The organism is Rhodobium gokarnense (genome assembly GCF_025961475.1).
Lineage (GTDB): Bacteria > Pseudomonadota > Alphaproteobacteria > Rhizobiales > Rhodobiaceae > Rhodobium > Rhodobium gokarnense.
Map to the genome: position 1 here is coordinate 69,417 of NZ_JAOQNS010000010.1, position 16,464 is coordinate 85,880.

13 protein-coding genes are annotated in these 16,464 nt (G+C 64.7%); 8 read left to right on the forward strand and 5 right to left on the reverse strand.

Going from position 1 to position 16,464, the window contains the following annotated elements:
- Positions 1–15 precede the first annotated feature (15 nt).
- Positions 16–1,179, forward strand: a complete 1,164-nt coding sequence (locus M2319_RS16675) for a serine hydrolase domain-containing protein (protein ID WP_264602595.1) — start codon at positions 16–18, stop codon at positions 1,177–1,179.
- Between the two features lie 13 nt (positions 1,180–1,192).
- On the opposite strand, the gene dhaL (M2319_RS16680) is transcribed toward M2319_RS16675, so the two are convergent.
- The 4 genes from dhaL (M2319_RS16680) to derI all read right to left on the reverse strand — a co-directional run bounded on the left by dhaL (M2319_RS16680) (position 1,193) and on the right by derI (position 5,975).
- Positions 1,193–1,843 (reverse strand): dihydroxyacetone kinase subunit DhaL, encoded by a 651-nt coding sequence (gene dhaL, locus M2319_RS16680; protein ID WP_264602596.1) that lies wholly within the window; start codon positions 1,841–1,843, stop codon positions 1,193–1,195.
- Positions 1,844–1,976: 133 nt separating this feature from the next.
- Positions 1,977–4,052, reverse strand: coding sequence for a bifunctional sugar-binding transcriptional regulator/dihydroxyacetone kinase subunit DhaK (locus M2319_RS16685; RefSeq protein WP_406682178.1), 2,076 nt, complete (start codon positions 4,050–4,052; stop codon positions 1,977–1,979).
- A gap of 250 nt (positions 4,053–4,302) precedes the next feature.
- Positions 4,303–5,109 carry a DeoR/GlpR family DNA-binding transcription regulator gene (locus M2319_RS16690; protein WP_264602598.1) on the reverse strand — a complete coding sequence of 269 codons (807 nt, stop codon included), beginning with the start codon at positions 5,107–5,109 and terminating at the stop codon, positions 4,303–4,305.
- A gap of 392 nt (positions 5,110–5,501) precedes the next feature.
- Positions 5,502–5,975, reverse strand: coding sequence for a D-erythrulose-4-phosphate isomerase (gene derI, locus M2319_RS16695; protein ID WP_264602599.1), 474 nt, complete (start codon positions 5,973–5,975; stop codon positions 5,502–5,504).
- Between the two features lie 572 nt (positions 5,976–6,547).
- Between derI and M2319_RS16700 the strand changes: the two genes are divergently transcribed.
- The 7 genes from M2319_RS16700 to M2319_RS16730 all read left to right on the forward strand — a co-directional run bounded on the left by M2319_RS16700 (position 6,548) and on the right by M2319_RS16730 (position 14,144).
- Complete coding sequence (locus tag M2319_RS16700) at positions 6,548–7,546, forward strand: dihydroxyacetone kinase subunit DhaK (protein ID WP_264602600.1); 999 nt, start codon at positions 6,548–6,550, stop codon at positions 7,544–7,546.
- A 15-nt stretch (positions 7,547–7,561) separates the two neighbouring features.
- The gene (gene dhaL, locus M2319_RS16705; protein ID WP_264602601.1) at positions 7,562–8,212 is read left to right on the forward strand and encodes a dihydroxyacetone kinase subunit DhaL; all 651 of its coding nucleotides are present in this window, start codon (positions 7,562–7,564) and stop codon (positions 8,210–8,212) included.
- A 53-nt stretch (positions 8,213–8,265) separates the two neighbouring features.
- Positions 8,266–9,249: an ABC transporter permease gene (locus tag M2319_RS16710; protein WP_264602602.1), complete on the forward strand. Its 984-nt coding sequence runs from the start codon at positions 8,266–8,268 to the stop codon at positions 9,247–9,249.
- Between the two features lie 74 nt (positions 9,250–9,323).
- Positions 9,324–10,328: a substrate-binding domain-containing protein gene (locus M2319_RS16715; protein WP_264602603.1), complete on the forward strand. Its 1,005-nt coding sequence runs from the start codon at positions 9,324–9,326 to the stop codon at positions 10,326–10,328.
- Positions 10,329–10,467: 139 nt separating this feature from the next.
- The gene (locus tag M2319_RS16720) at positions 10,468–12,054 is read left to right on the forward strand and encodes a sugar ABC transporter ATP-binding protein (RefSeq protein ID WP_406682180.1); all 1,587 of its coding nucleotides are present in this window, start codon (positions 10,468–10,470) and stop codon (positions 12,052–12,054) included.
- A complete protein-coding gene (locus M2319_RS16725) occupies positions 12,051–13,079 on the forward strand; it encodes an ABC transporter permease (RefSeq protein WP_264602604.1) in 1,029 nt (342 codons plus the stop codon). The genes M2319_RS16720 and M2319_RS16725 overlap by 4 nt, the downstream gene beginning before the upstream one ends.
- A gap of 114 nt (positions 13,080–13,193) precedes the next feature.
- Positions 13,194–14,144 (forward strand): carbohydrate kinase family protein, encoded by a 951-nt coding sequence (locus tag M2319_RS16730; RefSeq protein WP_264602605.1) that lies wholly within the window; start codon positions 13,194–13,196, stop codon positions 14,142–14,144.
- 28 nt (positions 14,145–14,172) lie between these two features.
- Here the strand turns inward: M2319_RS16730 and M2319_RS16735 are convergent, their stop codons facing one another.
- Positions 14,173–16,398: a hypothetical protein gene (locus tag M2319_RS16735; protein WP_264602606.1), complete on the reverse strand. Its 2,226-nt coding sequence runs from the start codon at positions 16,396–16,398 to the stop codon at positions 14,173–14,175.
- Positions 16,399–16,464: the final 66 nt, after the last annotated feature.

Consider the following 16,464-nt stretch of genomic DNA (forward strand, 5'->3'; position numbering starts at 1 on the left):
AAACGGACAAACACGATGACGACGGCACATTCGGCAGGCGGCGGCTTTGAGCGCCGCGACATCGACCTCGGCAACTGGCGCACCGCGCCCTATTCGTCGTGGTCGTTCCAGAACGTCAGCGAAATGGTGCCCTCGGCGATCATCAAGGGCACCGGCAAGGCGGAACGGCCTCCGCTTCATCTCGGCGATGTCGCCAAGGTCATCTGGAAAGACGCGGCGGGCGACTTCCTCTCCGTGCCGGGCGTCCTGGAGGCCACCCACACCGATGCCTTCGTCGTCCTCCGCAAGGGGCGCATCGCCGGCGAATGGTACGGACCGACCTGCGATCCGGCAAAGCCGCACCTCATCTTCTCGGTCTCCAAATCCGTCACCGGCCTGATGGCCGGCATCCTGGAGGCAAGGGGCGACCTGTCGATGGACCAACCCATCGTCGATCACGTGCCGGAGATCGCCGGCTCGGCCTATGAAGATGCGAGCGTCCGGCAGCTTTTCGATATGCAGATCAGCGTCGATTTTTCCGAGGATTATCTCGACAAGACCGGCGGCTACGACCGCTATCGGCGGGCAACGGCCTGGAATCCGGAAAAGCCGGGGGAGGGGCCGAGCGATCTGCTGACGTTCCTGGCGACCATCGGCAAGGGACCGGCCGAACACGGCACGATCCATGCCTATCGCTCGCCGAACACCGACCTTGCCGGCTTCGTGCTGGAACGGGCGGCGGGGCAGCGGTTCCACGAGATGGTCGAGACCCTTTTGTGGCAGCCGATGCGCGCCCACAGCGATGCGGCGATTACCGTCGACCGGCTCGGCGTTGCGCGCGCCGCCGGCGGCATCTCGGTGACGGCCCGCGATCTCGCCCGGCTCGGCGAGCTGGTCCGCGTCGGCGGCAGGGGGATCGTCCCGATGCGCTGGATCGACGACATCCGTACCGCCGGCGACAAGGCGATCTGGGCGGCGGGCGACCAGGCCAAGCTCTTCGATGGCGGGTGCTACCGGAGCTACTGGTACTGCCCGTCGGAACATGAACTCGCCGCCATCGGCATCCACGGCCAGTGGATATGGATCGACTTTGCACGCGATGTCGTCATCGCCAAGCAGTCCTGTCAGCCGCTGCCGGAAGATGCAGCGACGGACGATCTCCTGATCGCCACCTTCCGGGCCGTGGCGCAGGCGCTTTAGGCGCAATCGCCGCTCAGGCGTCGTCGCCGGACAGTGCCTCGGCCATCGCCTTGATGATGATGACGGTCGAGGCGGCGCCGGGGTCCATGTGGCCGAGCGAACGGCCACCGACCCGGGCGGCCCGGCCCTTGGCGGCGACCATGGAGCGGGTCGCTTCCGCACCATGCTCGGCCGCGGCGACGACCTCTTTCCAGAAGGTTTTCATTTCGGCGCCGTTGGCGAGCGCCAGTGCCGCCGCCTCGGATGCCGGAAGCCAGGCGTCCAGCATCGTCTTGTCGCCGCGCTGGGCCTTGCCGCGCTCGCGGATGCCGGCAGGGATCGCCGTCAGCATGGCGGTCGCCGCCGACTGGTCGAGCTTTTCGACTCCGTCGAGACTTTGCGCCGCCCGGCGAAGGCCCGTCGCATAGAGCGGGCCGGTCGAGGCGCCGACGGCGTTGAGGAAGGCGGTCGCCGCCGCGTTCATGACCGCGGACGCGCTCGAAAGGTCCGAGCGCGCGCTCTGCAGCGCGGCGGTCACGGCGTGGAAGCCGAGGACCATGGTGATCCCGTGATCGGCGTCGCCGATGGCGCCGTCCAGTTCGGAAAGCTCGTCGACGGCGTCGTCGATCGCCGCGGAAATCCTCCCGAACATCCCGATCAGATGCTCAACGACACTCGTGGTCATCTTTCTCTCCCATCGTGCCGGATTTCCCACCCGGCTTCGATAGCGTGCGGGTCACAGGACCCGCGGTCCGACTGTTATTCCGGTTCCCGTGTCCCGTGACGGTTGCTGCTGGCTGGACATGGTTCGCGTTCCATCACAAGACCTTGAAGGCCGCCGTGTCGCACGGCCGGCTCAGCAACCGCGACAGCTCGTTGTCGAGGTGCATGATCGTGATCGACGCGCCCACCATGTCGAGCGAGGTGCAATAGGGGCCAATCCAGTTGGCTTCGACGACGATGCCGCGCGCCGACAGTCTCTGCTCCACCCTTCGGTAGAGGATGTAGAGCTCCATCATCGGCGTCGCGCCGAAGGAGTTGACGAGGACGGCGACCCGTTCGTTCGGCCTGGCTTCCATCTCCTTGAAGATGGCGTCGATGGCGGTGTCGACGATGGCATCGGCCGCCTTCAGGCTTTCCCGCGCAACGCCGGGCTCGCCGTGGATGCCGATGCCGACCTCCATGTCGTCGGGGCCGAGCTCGAAGGTCGGCCGGCGGATCTGCGGCAGCGAACAGGGCTCCAGCCCGACGCCGATGGTGTAGGTGCGGGCGTTGGCCTTGCGCGTCACGGCCTCGCAGGCCTCCAGCGGCAGGCCGAGGTCGCAGGCGGCGCCGGCCACCTTGAAGATCAGCACGTTGCCGGCGACGCCCCTCCGCCCGTCCCGGTCCTCGACCGGCGAGGAGGCGATGTCGTCCGTGGTCAGCACGGTGCGCACCTTGATGCCCCGTTCCTCGACCTGTTCGGCGGCCATCTCGAAGTTCATGACGTCGCCGCTGTAGTTGCCATAGGCGAACAGGACGCCGGCATCGCCCGAGGCGGCCTCGGCGCATTTTGCGATCGGGTCCGGCGGCGGCGAGGAGAAGATGTTGCCGATGGCGACCGCGTCGGCAAGGCCGCGGCCGACATAGCCGAGGAAGCAGGGCTCGTGGCCGGAGCCGCCGCCGATGACGAGGCCGACCTTGCCGGGGCGCGGCCCGTGGCGGGCGACGAGGGCGCGATTGGAGCCGCCAACCGGCTTCAGATAGCGCCGGTGGGCGTTGATGGCGCCTTCCAGCATCTCGTCGACCGCATCGTCCGGCCGGTTGAGAAATTTCTTGATCTGGGTTCGGACTATCGGCTGGGCCCGCTTCGGGGTCTTGGTCTGCGGGCGGGCGGGGGCGACGCCCTCGGCGTTGAGGATGCCGCGGCCTGTGGCGGCGTCGGTAATCAGGATGTTGGCATAGCCGCCGCGCAGCATGGCGAGCAGGGCTGGCACCTTGTCGAAGCCGCCGGCGACCGCGATGCGCGTCTTGATGCCGGTCAGGACATCGAGGGGGATGCCGATGGTGCGGGCATGGAGCGGGCCATCGACCGGGGCGCCGTTCTGGTCGATGAAGCGCCCGGCGAGGACGCCGGCGGCGCCGCGGGCGAGATAGTGCTGCAGGGAGACCTGCTCAAAGAAGCCGCTGGCGTGGATGGTGGAATTCGGCCTCAGGGACGAAATGCCGAAGATGATGCGGTTGACCTTGCCGAGTTCGGCAAGCTCGTCGGCGATCAGCGTCTCGCCCATCAGGGCGCGGGCAAGCTCCGGCGAGCCGACGATGGCGGGCGCGCTGATCTTGATGCATTTGGCCGATAGTGCGTCGGCAAAGGCGGAGGAGCAGAGGTCGGGGGTATAGGAAAAGGTCGATTGGGTCGAGCCGGTCGCCTGGACCACCGTCATGTCCTGCAGGGGCGGCATCTTCAAATGCTCGGCCACGGCCATCACCGTGCGGCCCCAGGCGACCCCAAGCGTGTCGCCGGACTTGAGCAAACTCTGCAGGGCGAGCGCGCCGGCGCGGCCGAGACGGTCAATCAGGGGCTGGGTTTCCTCGCTCGGCACGACGAGGCAGCTCTCGAGGCCGAAATGGCGCTTGATCTCGTCGGCGACGGTGAGCGAGGCAAGGCGCGCCGGATCGAGGAAGATGTTGACGATGCCGCGGTCGCGGGCCTCGGAGAGATAGGCGTTCACGGTCGCCCGCGAAATGCCCATGGCCTCGGCGATCTGGCTCTGGGTCAGCCGGTCCTGGTAGTAGAGCCAGCACGCCCAGACGTAAGGATCATCCCCGAACCGCAACGGAATGCTATGTGGGGTGTCTCCCATGGGGCGTCCTACGCTTGCCTTGCGCAGCGGTGACGATACACGAGTCGACATATCACCGGTATCTCACTTCAATCCTCCCGGGGCGCGCGGATGATACCAGCGCAGCTCGGTCTTTGACATCATAGTTCAACGACTTTCCGACATGTGTCGAGTTTTTTCTTGTAGAAGTTGTATATCGGAGCCGGCGCCGGCAGGGTCCTAAAGCGCTTTCCCAAGAAGTTGACAGACTTTTTGGATAAGAAATCGCGTCAAAACAAAAACCTAAAGCATGTTGCGTGTTTTAGGAAAAACGCAGCATGCTTTAGACATCGACCACGCGCAAGGGCACGCCGGCTTTCCTGAGGGCTTCGGCCTCTCCCGGCGCGATGCCGCTGTCGGTGATCACCTGGTCGAATTCCGTGAGTGCCGCGAGCTTGACCAGCGCCGTCTTGCCGAATTTGGAGCTGTCGATCATCAGCACCGTCTTGTCGGCGGCGTTCATCAGCGCGCGCTTGGTTTTGACGATCTCCTCCTGCTGGTGATAGGCGGTGGCGCCGAGGACAGTCGATGTCGACATGAACAGGATGTTGGCGCGGAGGGACCCGATGGCCTGCTCGCAGAAATAGCCGAAAAACGCGTTGAAGCGGGCGTTGTAGTGGCCGCCGAGGCAGATCGTCTCGATGCCGTGGGCGTCCTTCAACCGCTCGATCACCGACAGGCCGCTCGAGATCACCGTCAGCGGTTTGCGCGTGACGATGTGGGACGCCATGTGCAGCACGGTGGTGGAGTCGTCGAGGATGACGGCCTGGCCCGGTTCCACGAGTTGGACGGCGGCGCGCGCCAGCGCGTCCTTTTCCGCATCGGCCAGCAGCGAGCGGTAGAGGAAGGTGCTGTCTTCCAGGTTCGAGGAGTGGACCGTCACGCCGCCATGGACGCGGCGGACAATGCCTTGATCTTCCAGGATTTTCAGGTCCCGGTGGACGGTCATCCGGCTGACGCCGAAATGGCTGGCGAGTTCGTCGACCTGGGCCGAGCCAGCCGGCAGCAGGTAGTCGAGCAGCGCCTTGCGCCGCTCGCCGGGGCCGGCGGGCAGCCTCATGGTTTCGGGGGCGTCGCTGTCATCCTGCATCGCGTCGGGTCCATCGGCCGAAAGGCACGGCACGGATAGTCGTCCGCGACGCTAGCACACGCCGGGGTGGTTGTGACCTGCGCGCTTGCGCCCCGGTAGTTTGCGGTCGAAGTCGGCGCGGATGCGCCGGGGCGATCACGTCAGGATCTGCGTTGAACGCGCAACGGCTTGCTTCACACAACTGCGTCATTGCCGGGCTTGACCCGGCAATCCATAGGGCTTTGATTTCAAACACGAAAGTCGATGTAAGCCATGAGGCCTCATGGACCACCGGGTCACGCCCGGTGGTGACGCGGAGTGTGTGGCGCCGGAGGGGTAAACGCTCAACCGAATGGGCGTTGGGCAATACCGATCGATCTGGCCCGTCTGGGTTTCGAACCTACCGCCGCCGCCTAGGACGCCTTTTCGTATTTGACGTCGATGCCGTCGATGGCCTGGACGTTCTTGGCCGACGGCCCCTCGGGATCGAAGCTTTCGGCGAGCCCCAGATAGGTATCGGCGATCACCTTGGCGTGCTCCACGCCGATGACGCGGGCGCCCATGGTGATGATCTGGGCGTTGTTCGACAGGGCCGCGCGCTGGGCCGAATAGGTGTCATGGGTCAGCGCGGCGCGGATGCCCGGCACCTTGTTGGCGCTGATGCACACGCCGATGCCGGTGCCGCAGATCAGGATCGCCCGGTCGTAGGTTCCGTCCATGACCGCCGATGCGACGCGATCGGCCATGTTGGCGTAGAACGGATCGGGGCCGTTCTCGGTGTGCGAGACCTCGAAAACCTCCAGGTCCGCCTTATTCGCCTTGAGATACTCGGCGAGAATGTGCGCCAAGCCCTCGCCGGCGCTGTCGCCCGCAACTGCCACCTTCACGGGATGTCCTTTCCTTGCAAATCGAGCCGGACCGCCAGGCGTCGCCCTTTCGGTGCCGCGCGGCGGTCTCCGGCTGCCGTGAGCCGTCAACAGAACATAGATGTAACATCAGGGCTGAGAAAACAACATCTCTATGTGATTTTGATCACATGTGATGATATTTCGGGCCTGAAAGGGGCGGAAAGGCCGGCGTTTCGGCGCGGCTGACGGTGGGTCGAGCGCCGCGGCGTTTTGACCGTTAAAACGGGTTGTTGACAAATGTCAGCAATAAGACGAACATTGTCAATGTCAGCGAACAACAAACAACGGGCTGACGAAGCGAATCCGTACGGCCGACGCGGCCAGGGCGGATGGGAGGAAGTCGAATGGGACCCCAATTCAGAGCCGAAGGGCCGACCGCGGCCCGTGGCGGCGGCCGTGTCGGCCGCCTGTCGGCGATGCTTTCGTCCGGCACTGGGGTTCGCACCGGCGCGATGCGCGCCGCCGTGCGGACGGCTCGCGGGGCGGTGCCGCCCGGCTTCATCTCAACGAAAACCGACTGATCGACTGATCCGAGGAAATGGGAAGGCGCAATGCAGCGTTTCGTCAATGATCCGGATGAGGTTGTCGAGGATACCCTCAAGGGCTTCGTCAAGGCCCATGCCGATATCGTCCGCCTCTCCGAGGAAAATTCGCGCGTCATCATCGCAAAGGATGCGCCGGTCGACGGCAAGGTCGGCGTGATCACCGGCGGTGGTTCCGGGCACGAGCCGGCCTTCCTGGGCTATACCGGCCAGAACCTCCTGGACGCTGTCGCCGTCGGCGAACTGTTCTCCTCCCCGACCGCCAAAAGCTTCCTCGACGCCGCCAAGGCGTGCAATTCCGGCAAGGGCGTCGTCTGCCTCTACGGCAACTACGCCGGCGACAACATGAACGTCAAAATGGCGATCAAGCTGGCCGCCAAGGAAGGCATCGAGATCGCCACCGTCGTTGCCAATGACGACGTCTGCTCGGCCGCACCCGACGAGCGCGAAAAGCGCCGCGGCGTTGCCGGCGAGATCTTCATGTGGAAGTGCGGTGGCGCCAAGGCCGCCGAAGGCGCGAGCCTGGAGGAGGTGCGCGAGACCGCGCAGAAGGCGATCGATGCCTGCCGCTCCATCGGCGTCGGCCTCGGGCCGTGCACGCTGCCGGCGGTCGGGCATCCGAATTTCACGATCGAGCCCGGCACCATGGAAGTCGGCATCGGCCACCACGGCGAGCCGGGCGTCCGCGTCGAGCCGCTGAAGACGGCGGCCGAGGTCGGCAAGGAAATGGCCGACATCGTGCTTGACGACCACGGCCTTGAGGCCGGCACGGAGGTTGCCGTGCTGATCTCCGGCCTCGGCGCGACGCCGCTCGACGAGCTCTACATCCTCAACGACGCCATTGCGACGGAGATCGCGGCGCGCGGCCTCACCGTCCACAAGACCTATGTCGGCAACTATTTCACGTCGCTGGAAATGGTCGGCGCGACGCTGACCGTGATGGCGCTCGACGACGAACTGAAGGGCCTGCTGGACGTCGACGTCCGGTGCCCGGCCCGGCTGCTGTAGGCGGGGGGCTGAGTGATGCAGACATTCGCGAACGCTTCGTCCGGCGACATCGTCCTCAATATGGCCGACGAGATCATCAAGAACCGGGGCTATCTCAGCGACATCGACGGCAAGATCGGCGACGGCGACCACGGCGTGAACATGGCCAAGGGCTTCACCATGGCGGCGGAGCGCATTCGCGGCCACGACATGTCGCTCGCTGGCGCGCTCGACACGCTCGGCACCGTGCTCTTGACCGAGATCGGCGGCTCCATGGGGCCCCTTTACGGCGTCCTCTTCATGCAGTGCGCGGAGACCATCGAGGGCAAGGACCAGATCGACGCCGAACTCTTCGCGGCCATGCTGGCGAGCGGGCTCGACGGCATCCAGTCCATCGGCTCGGCCCAGGTCGGCGACAAGACACTGCTCGACGCTCTGGTTCCGGCGCTCGCCGCCTTCAACGGTGCGCTCGCCGACGGCAAATCCTTTGCCGAGGCGCTCGATGCGCTGGTCGTTGCCGCCGAAAAGGGCCGCGACAGCACCAAGGAAATGACCGCACGGGTCGGGCGCGCAAGCCGCCTCGGCGAGCGCTCCATCGGCGTCCTCGATGCCGGGGCGACCTCCTGCGCCCTGATCCTCAAGGTGCTGGCGACCGACGCCAAAGAAAAGCTCGCGGCGGCGAGCTGAACGGTGATGCCGATGCTGGGTCAGTCCAACGGGCAGGATGAGCGAGGGACGAGATGGATCGCCAACTGAACTTTCTTGTCGCGCTGAACGCGTTGGTGCTGGTCGCGGCCGTCGCGATCGCCGGCCAGAGCTTCATCAACATCTACAATCTGCAGTCGATGGCGACGCAGATCCCGGAACTCGGCCTCTTGGCCATCGGCGTCACGCTGGCGATGATCTCCGGCAATGGCGGCATCGACCTGTCGGGCATCGCGGTCGCCAACCTCGCCGGCATCGTTTCGGCGCTCCTCGTTCCGATGATGGTCTCGCCGGACGAACTGCCGATGGCCTATGCCTTCGTCTTTGCCGGCGTCTGCCTCGTCGTCGGGCTTGCCTGCGGCCTCGTCAACGGGCTTCTCATCTCGCGCGCCGGCCTGACGCCGATCATCGCCACGCTCGGCACCTCGCTCGCCTTCACCGGCATCAGCGTCGTGCTCACCAACGGCTCCGGCGTGCGCCTCGGCTATATCGAGCCGCTCGACAACTTCATCCACACGCCGATCCTCGGCGTGCCGATCTGCTTTGCCGTGTTCCTGGCAATCGCGATTGCGATCGGCGCGACCCTCAGGTTCGCGCCCTTCGGCATGCGCCTCTACATGCTCGGCAGCAACGCCAAGGCCGCGCGGTTTGCCGGCTTCAACCAGAAGCGCCTCTTGATGACCGCCTATACGCTGTCGAGCGTTCTGGCCTCGGTCGCCGGCTTCATCATCGCCGCCCGGATTTCCAGCGTGAAGTGGGACTACGGCACGTCCTACGTGCTGATCGCTATCCTGATCGCCGTCATGGCCGGCGTCCGGCCGAGCGGCGGCTACGGCAAGATCACCTGCGTGGTGCTGTCCGCGGCGGCCCTGCAGATGCTCTCCAGCATGTTCAACTTTCTCAACATCTCGAACTTCTTCCGGGATTTCGCCTGGGGGTTGCTGCTGCTGATTTTCCTGGCGGTTTCGAGATTCGACTTTCGAACCCTGCTTTCGCCGCAGACCAAACCCGGCGGATAGCACGGCTCAGCGCACTCGCCCTCTTGTGCACACCAATGAAGAAAGAGGGTTCATAGGAGAGGAAGGAAAAACAGATGACCTTATGGAAAAAACTCGCTCTCAGCGCCGTCGCGCTCGGCGCCATGGTCGGCACCAGCAGCATTGCTTCTGCCGACGACGTGCAGATCACCACCGTCGTCAAGCTGGCCGGTGAGACCTGGTTCACCCGCATGGATGAGGGTGTCGTCCAGTACGGCAAAGAGACCGACGGCGTGACCACCAACGAAATCGGCCCGGGCAAGGCCGACGCCGCCCAGCAGGTCCGCCTCATCGAAGACCTGATCGCCAAGAATGTCGACGCCATCGCCGTCGTTCCCTTCGACCCGCCGATGCTGGAAGGTGTGCTGAAGCGCGCCATGGATCGCGGCATCAAGGTGATGACGCACGAGGCCGACAACCTGAAGAACACTCAGGTCGACATGGAGGCGTTCGACAACGCCGCCTTCGGCGCGCACTTCAACGACCAGCTCGCCGACTGCATGGGCAAGACGGGCACCTGGACGAGCTTCGTCGGCTCGCTCGGCAGCCTGACCCACGTCCAGTGGGCCGACGCCTCGGCGGCGAACGCTGCGGAAAAATACCCCGACATGAAGCTCGTCTCGCCGAAGAACGAGTCCTTCAACGACGCCAACACCGCCTACAACAAGACCAAGGAACTGCTGAAAAAGTACCCGAACCTGAAGGGTATCCAGGGCGGTTCCGCGGTGGATCCGATCGGCATCGGCCGCGCGCTTGAGGAAGCCGGCCTCGTCGGCAAGATCTGCGTCTACGGCATCGGCATGCCGAACGACACCAGCCGCTACCTGAAGAGCGGCGCGGTCACCGGCATCAGCCTGTGGGATCCGAAGGACGCCGGCTTCGTCATGAACAAGATCGCCAAGATGCTGATCGACGGCGAAGAGTTCACCGACGGCATGGACCTCGGCGTTCCCGGCTACACCAACATGAAGCTGAAGCAGGGTCCGGGCAAGGGCATCATCCTGACCGGCCAGGCCTGGATCGACGTCAACAAGGACAACCTCGACAAGTACGACTTCTGATCCTCCCGAAGTCGCCTTGCCAAACTCCTGCGGGGCAATCGCCCCGCAGGCCCTTCGGCCGGGACCCGTCGCCGGACAACAGCCGGCGGTGCGCCGCCCGAACGAACCTCAAGAAAGCCGGATTTCCCGGGTGCCTGGAATGGATAGCAGCGCAACTTCTCCACTGATGCCCGAGGGCAGCGCATCGACGGTCGGCGCCACGCCGTTTCTGGAGCTTTCCGGCATCCACAAGCGCTTTGCCGGTGTCCATGCCCTGCGCGGCGTCAGCACCACGATCGAGGCCGGCCAGATCTATCACCTGATGGGTGAGAACGGCAGCGGCAAGAGCACGCTGATCAAGATCATCTCCGGCGCCCAGCCAGCCGACGAGGGCAGCATCCTCATCGACGGCAAGGAAGTCACCTCGCTGACGCCGCTCGGCGCGCTGTCGGCCGGCATCGAGACGGTCTACCAGGACCTGTCGCTGCTGCCGAACCTCACCGTCACCGAAAACATTTCGCTCTCCCAGCAACTGGTCGAGGCCAAGGGCCGGCTGTCGTCGCAGATCGACCGCGCGCGGCTCGATGCCACCGCCGTCAAGGCGCTGGAGGCGGTGGGCCTGCCGACCGATCCGGCGTTCCGCTCGCTGCTGGTGGAAGAGCTTCCGATCGCCACGCGCCAGCTCGTGGCGATCGCGCGCGTTATCGCCGTCAAGGCCAAGCTCGTCATCATGGACGAGCCGACCTCGGCGCTGACCAAGCGCGAGGTGGACAACCTCATCGAGGTCGTCGGCCAGTTGCGCGAAAGCGGCGTCGCCGTCCTCTTCGTCACCCACAAGCTCGACGAGTCCAAGTCGATCGGCGGCCGCTTCATCGTCCTTCGCGACGGCGAACTGGTGAAGGAAGGCGACATCAAGGATCACGAAAAGGACGAACTCAGCTTCTGGATGACCGGCAAGAGGCTGGACGCCTCGCGCTATCGCCGCGCCGATATCGGCGCGCCCGGCCTGCTTGAGGTCAAGGACCTCCGGCGCCGGCGGGATTTCGCCGATGTCAGCTTTTCGCTCGCCAAGGGCGAGATCCTCGGCATCGCCGGCCTGCTCGACTCCGGCCGCAACGAACTCGCCCGGGCGCTCGCTGGAGTGACGCCCGCCGACGGCGGGGAGATACGGGTCGACGGCAAAGCCGTCGCGCTGCGCCAACCGGTCGATGCCATTGACGCCGGCATCGGCTATGTGCCGGAGGATCGCCTGTCCGAAGGGCTGTTCCTGGAAAAACCGATCAGCGCCAACATCGTCGTGCAGATCCTCGACCGCATCAAGAACCGGCTCGGCATGATCGATGCCGGCGAAAGCCGCAAGCTGTCCGAGGCGATTGCCGAGCAGTTGCACATCGTCGCCGCCGACCTGAAGAACCCGGTGCAGTCGCTGTCCGGCGGCAACCAGCAGCGGGTGCTGATCGGGCGCGGCCTTGCGACCCAGCCGAAGCTCTTTGTCCTGCACGGCCCGACCGTCGGCGTCGATGTCGGCTCCAAGGACACCATCTTCCGCATCATCCAGAAGCTCGCCGGCGAGGGCATGGGCGTCATCATCGTCAGCGACGACCTGCCCGAGCTGTTGCAGAACTGCGACCGCATCATGGTGATGCGCAAGGGCCGGATCGCCGAGACGTTCGATGCCGAACGGGTCGACGAGGACATGCTCTATCACGCGCTCGCCAGCGAGAAGGCCCCGGAGGCAGGATCATGAGCGATTTCGTCTGGAGCAGCGCCACCTCCGAGGACCAGTCCTCCATGAAGCGCATCGGCCGCTGGCTGATCCGCAACCCGCCCGTCTTCACCCTCATCCTGATCGTGCTCGTCAGCGTCACCATCGGCGCCATCGCGCCGGAGTTCTGGCAGGTCTCGAACATCTTCGACATGGCCCGCGCGTCGGTGGTCACGGGCCTCTTCGGCCTCGGCTTCCTCGTCATCCTGGCGGCCGGCGGCATCGACCTGTCGTTCACGGCGATCGCCGCCCTGATGATGTACTGGATCACCACGGCGATCGCGGCGTCTGCGCCGTGGATGCCGATGCCGGTGATCCTCCTCATCTCGGCCCTCGGCGGCACGCTGATCGGCATCGGCAACGGCCTCCTCGTCCATTACCTGAGGGCGCCGGCGCTGATCGTCACCATCGGCACAAGCTACGTCATCCGCGGTTTCCTGTTGACGTTCATCGGCACCGAACTGTTCGTGAACATCCCGCTGCCGATCGAGGAATTCGGCAAATACGAGCTGTGGCGGGTGCAGACCGATACCGGATCGATCGCCATCCTGCCGGCCTATGTGCTGATGCTGGTGGCCGCGGCCATCGTCACCTGGTGGATCCTCAACCGGACCCTGATGGGCCGGGCGATCTTCGCCATCGGCGGCAATTCGTCGATCGCCGAGCGGCTAGGCTACGACGCGCGCAAGGTGCAGGTCTTCGTCTTTGCCTTTTCCGGGTTCCTCGCCGGTATCGCCGGCATGCTGCACGTCTCCGCCAACCGGATCGCCAATCCGTTCGATCTTATGGGAACGGAGCTCGGCGTCATCGCCTCCGTCGTCCTCGGCGGTGCGCGCATCACCGGCGGCGGCGGCAGCGTCATCGGCACCATCCTCGGTGTCGTCCTGGTGACGCTGGTCAACAACGTGCTGATCCTCGCCGGCATTCCGAGCACCTGGCAGACCCTCGTCGTCGGCTGCTTCATCGTCTTGGCCGGTGCCGTGTTCGGAACGCGCAAGTCGGCCTGAGACCGGAGGCGACCGGGTATTTGAGACCACCAATAACCAAGAAAAAAACCGGGAAGACGGAACGGTAGGGATCGCGGCGCTTTGAAGGCCCGCGACCGATTTGGAGGAAAACTTATGGCTTTTGATGTCAGTGTTGTCGGGCTTTATATTCTTGATGTTCTGGGCCGCCCGGTCGACGGCATTCCCCCCGGCGGCGAACTGCGCTTCATCGACGAGATCCGCCTCACCGTTGCCGGCACGGCCGGCGGCACCGCGGTCGACTGCGCCAAGCTCGGCCTGAAGACGCGGGCGGTCGGTGCCGTCGGCGAGGACGAGAAGGCCGACTTCGTGCTCCACACGCTGCAGACCTTCGGCGTCGATGTCGGCGCGATGCGCCGGCTCGCCGGTATCCCGACGTCGGCCACCATCCTCAATGTGCGTCCGAACGGCGACCGGCCGGCGCTGCACCGGCGCGGCGCGTCCGACGCCTTCACCCTGGATGAGGCGGATTACGGCGATGTGCTCGACGCCAAATTCGTTCATGTCGGCGGCATGCCGCTGCTCGCCGCCTTCGACGGCGCGCCGACCTCGGCCTTCCTGAAGGCCGCCAAGGAGGCCGGCTGCACCACCACCTTCGATCTGTTGTCGGCAACGCCGGAGACCGTCGACGTGCTGCGGCCGTCGCTTCCTTACGTCGACTATTTCGTTCCCAGCATCGAGGACGCCTCGGCGATGAGCGGGCGCAGCGATCCGGAGGACGCGGCCATGTTCTTCCGCGACCTCGGCGCCGGCAACTGCCTCATCACCTGCGGCGGCGAGGGCTGCGTGGCGATGACCGCGGACACGGTGATCCGGCTGCCGGCCTTCGATGTGGACGTCAAGGACACCACCGGCTGCGGCGATGCCTTCACCGCCGGGCTCATCGCCGGTCTCTCCCACGACTGGGACATCGAGAAATCGGTCCGCTTCGCCTCCGCCTGCGGCGCCCTGGTCGCCACCGGCCTCGGCTCGGACGCCGGCATCGTCAGCTTCGAGGAAACCGAGGCGTTCATGAACTCCGCGCGCGAGCGAAGCCTCGTCGCCTGAGGCGGGATCGGGGAAGTACTACTGCACCCTATTCCAAGGCCACATGGAGATTGAGCTGGCTGGCAATCGGCAGGTCCGACAGGCCGAGGGTGGTTTTTTCCGGCCCTGACGCCATGGAACGCAGCACGAGCTCTATCGAGCGTGCTCCGTGTCGATATGTCCACTCGATCAGAAGGGCATCCACGAGCGCAGGTTCGATCGAAGCGGTTTTGCCGCCCTCGGATATGATGCAGGGAAGGTGCTTTTCGATCTGCCGGCGGATCAGGATGGCGCGGCGCAGAAGATGCTCATGGTCCGGGGTTGCGCCCGTTGGTTCGGTCTGCGGATCCGGTCCCTTGATGTTGAGAAAGCCGCTGAGGCGTGAAACGAAATCGGGAAGCTTCTTGCGCTTGTCTTCCTTGGAATAGACTTCTTTGGAAGGCGCTTGCTTGTTTTCGGTCTGATCTTGGCCGTGCGGATCCTTTTCTTCTGGCTCGGCGTTGGCCGGGATGCGTGGGCAGAAGTCCTGCATCCGATGGACGGTTCCGCCGGCAAAGACGAAGATCCCCCGGCCAACGGGCCGCAGCGCATCGCCCTCGCGGAACAGACCGTCCTGCATCGGAGCGAGGAAATATTTGACCAACTCGCGGTCGCGGGAGTCGAACTCGTCGAAGAAGCAGAGCGGCGTCTTGCCTTTCAGATTCGCATCCCGGATGTCGTGAAAGAAGCGCGGCAGTTGGACCTCGTCCGCCTGGGAAAGGTTGAACTCCAGGATCGGAACCTCATCCTCGGAGACCAACTGTTTGACGCCGAACGATTTGCCTGCTCCCGGTGGGCCGAAAACTGCAATGGACAGGGGTTTGGTCAAAGAGGTGCGTGCCAGGTAGTCCTTGATCAGGACGTCGATGGCACGCAAGCCCTCGATCTCTTCCCGGTCCACCGTCCAGAGTTCCTTGAACCGTCCGTGCGGGAGGTTCTCGAGTACCCTTTCGACACCCTCGACGATGATCCTTCGCCCGAGCTCGCGGAAAACGTCCGGCGTATTGCTCGAGGGAGCGACTGCGCTGACGCTGGTCGCCAGAAGGCTTATGTTGGCCGCGTCTTTGGACGGGATCAGGGTAATGTACCGGGCATGGTCCGATCCGGGCTTGGCCTCTGCCGCCCGTTTCTCGTGCTCCATGAGAAGATTTGGAACGGACGGCATCCTGAGGTCGGTACCGTCTTCCAAAAAGTAGCTCTCGGCGTAGAGCCGCGACGCCAGCAGCGCCTTTGCAACCGCGTCGTGCAAGCTCTTTTTCGGGGCGGGCAGGGCATTCACCAGGGCAGCAAGGAAACAGTTCATCTTGCCCACCATGTAGCCCGGGAGCAGACGGGAAACCTCGTATTCGGCGCGCATCGGGTCGCAGATCAGCGCGATTGAGGGATTTGCGGCATTCCCGGTCACGACCATCGCCCCTTCGACGTCAAAAAGCACGACGAGATCATCGCTTTCATCGAGCAACTCTGATCCGACGTGGCCGGAGACAAGCGAATTGTGCGTGTCCTCGACAATCCGGTCCCATGACGGGCACCGGGCGATCTGCATGCCGTGATGCCGCAGGTCGTCGGCATGGACGACGAGCACTCTGCGCGCGGCGTGTTTGGCACCGGCGAACTTTTTCCAGGCCAACCCCTCTGCGAGCGGCAGGTGCATTTTCATGACGATCTGGGCAGGGTCGCCGTGCTTCTTGGCAAGGCGGTCCATCAGCGCGCAGAACGCGTTGTCCTTGTCGTCCTGCGAATGACGCAATTCATTGCCTGCGTCGCTGATTGCAATGACATCCGGCCGGACATTCCGGTCCGGAACGGTGATGGCGATCTTTCTCGGCGACGGGCGGCCCTTGTAGCCGGCAAACTCCCGCACGCGCAGCCGGGACGTTTCGGGCTCGTGGTTGGTTTGCACGCCCTGGAATGACGTGGGACGCCCTGTGGATTCGTCGATCTTGCACTGTCCCAGGAACGCCAGCGATGTCAGGGACGCCTCCCGCGGCGAGATGGTTGGCCGGATCACGTCCAGGGTATCGGAATACCAGCCCAGCATCTCGGCAGCCATGTCGACACCGGCCTGCGCAGGAGTGAAACGCCGCCATTGGTCGTGGTTCTGCCAGTCTCGCGACGGCGTTTCCGTGTCCTTGCTCGCGGCATAACCTCCCTGCCGCCGCAGCCTGAGAATGTACTCGTCCTTCGTGCGGTCACCGAAAAGGACGACCTGTCGCCGACGCGTGCCACCAGGCATGTCTGCAAACCCCACATCCAATTTGATCTAAATCTTAATCTTGCATCTTGCAGTTGTTTTGGGAAG

Excerpts from the sequence above, each read along its gene's own strand:
- M2319_RS16675 (WP_264602595.1), top strand. The coding sequence starts at position 16 with ATGACGACGGCACATTCGGCAGGCGGCGGCTTTGAGCGCCGCGACATC.
- dhaL (WP_264602596.1), bottom strand. The coding sequence starts at position 1,843 with ATGACCACGAGTGTCGTTGAGCATCTGATCGGGATGTTCGGGAGGATT.
- M2319_RS16685 (WP_406682178.1), bottom strand. The coding sequence starts at position 4,052 with ATGTCGACTCGTGTATCGTCACCGCTGCGCAAGGCAAGCGTAGGACGC.
- M2319_RS16690 (WP_264602598.1), bottom strand. The coding sequence starts at position 5,109 with ATGCAGGATGACAGCGACGCCCCCGAAACCATGAGGCTGCCCGCCGGC.
- M2319_RS16700 (WP_264602600.1), top strand. The coding sequence starts at position 6,548 with ATGCAGCGTTTCGTCAATGATCCGGATGAGGTTGTCGAGGATACCCTC.
- dhaL (WP_264602601.1), top strand. The coding sequence starts at position 7,562 with ATGCAGACATTCGCGAACGCTTCGTCCGGCGACATCGTCCTCAATATG.
- M2319_RS16710 (WP_264602602.1), top strand. The coding sequence starts at position 8,266 with ATGGATCGCCAACTGAACTTTCTTGTCGCGCTGAACGCGTTGGTGCTG.
- M2319_RS16715 (WP_264602603.1), top strand. The coding sequence starts at position 9,324 with ATGACCTTATGGAAAAAACTCGCTCTCAGCGCCGTCGCGCTCGGCGCC.
- M2319_RS16720 (WP_406682180.1), top strand. The coding sequence starts at position 10,468 with ATGGATAGCAGCGCAACTTCTCCACTGATGCCCGAGGGCAGCGCATCG.
- M2319_RS16725 (WP_264602604.1), top strand. The coding sequence starts at position 12,051 with ATGAGCGATTTCGTCTGGAGCAGCGCCACCTCCGAGGACCAGTCCTCC.
- M2319_RS16730 (WP_264602605.1), top strand. The coding sequence starts at position 13,194 with ATGGCTTTTGATGTCAGTGTTGTCGGGCTTTATATTCTTGATGTTCTG.
- M2319_RS16735 (WP_264602606.1), bottom strand. The coding sequence starts at position 16,398 with ATGCCTGGTGGCACGCGTCGGCGACAGGTCGTCCTTTTCGGTGACCGC.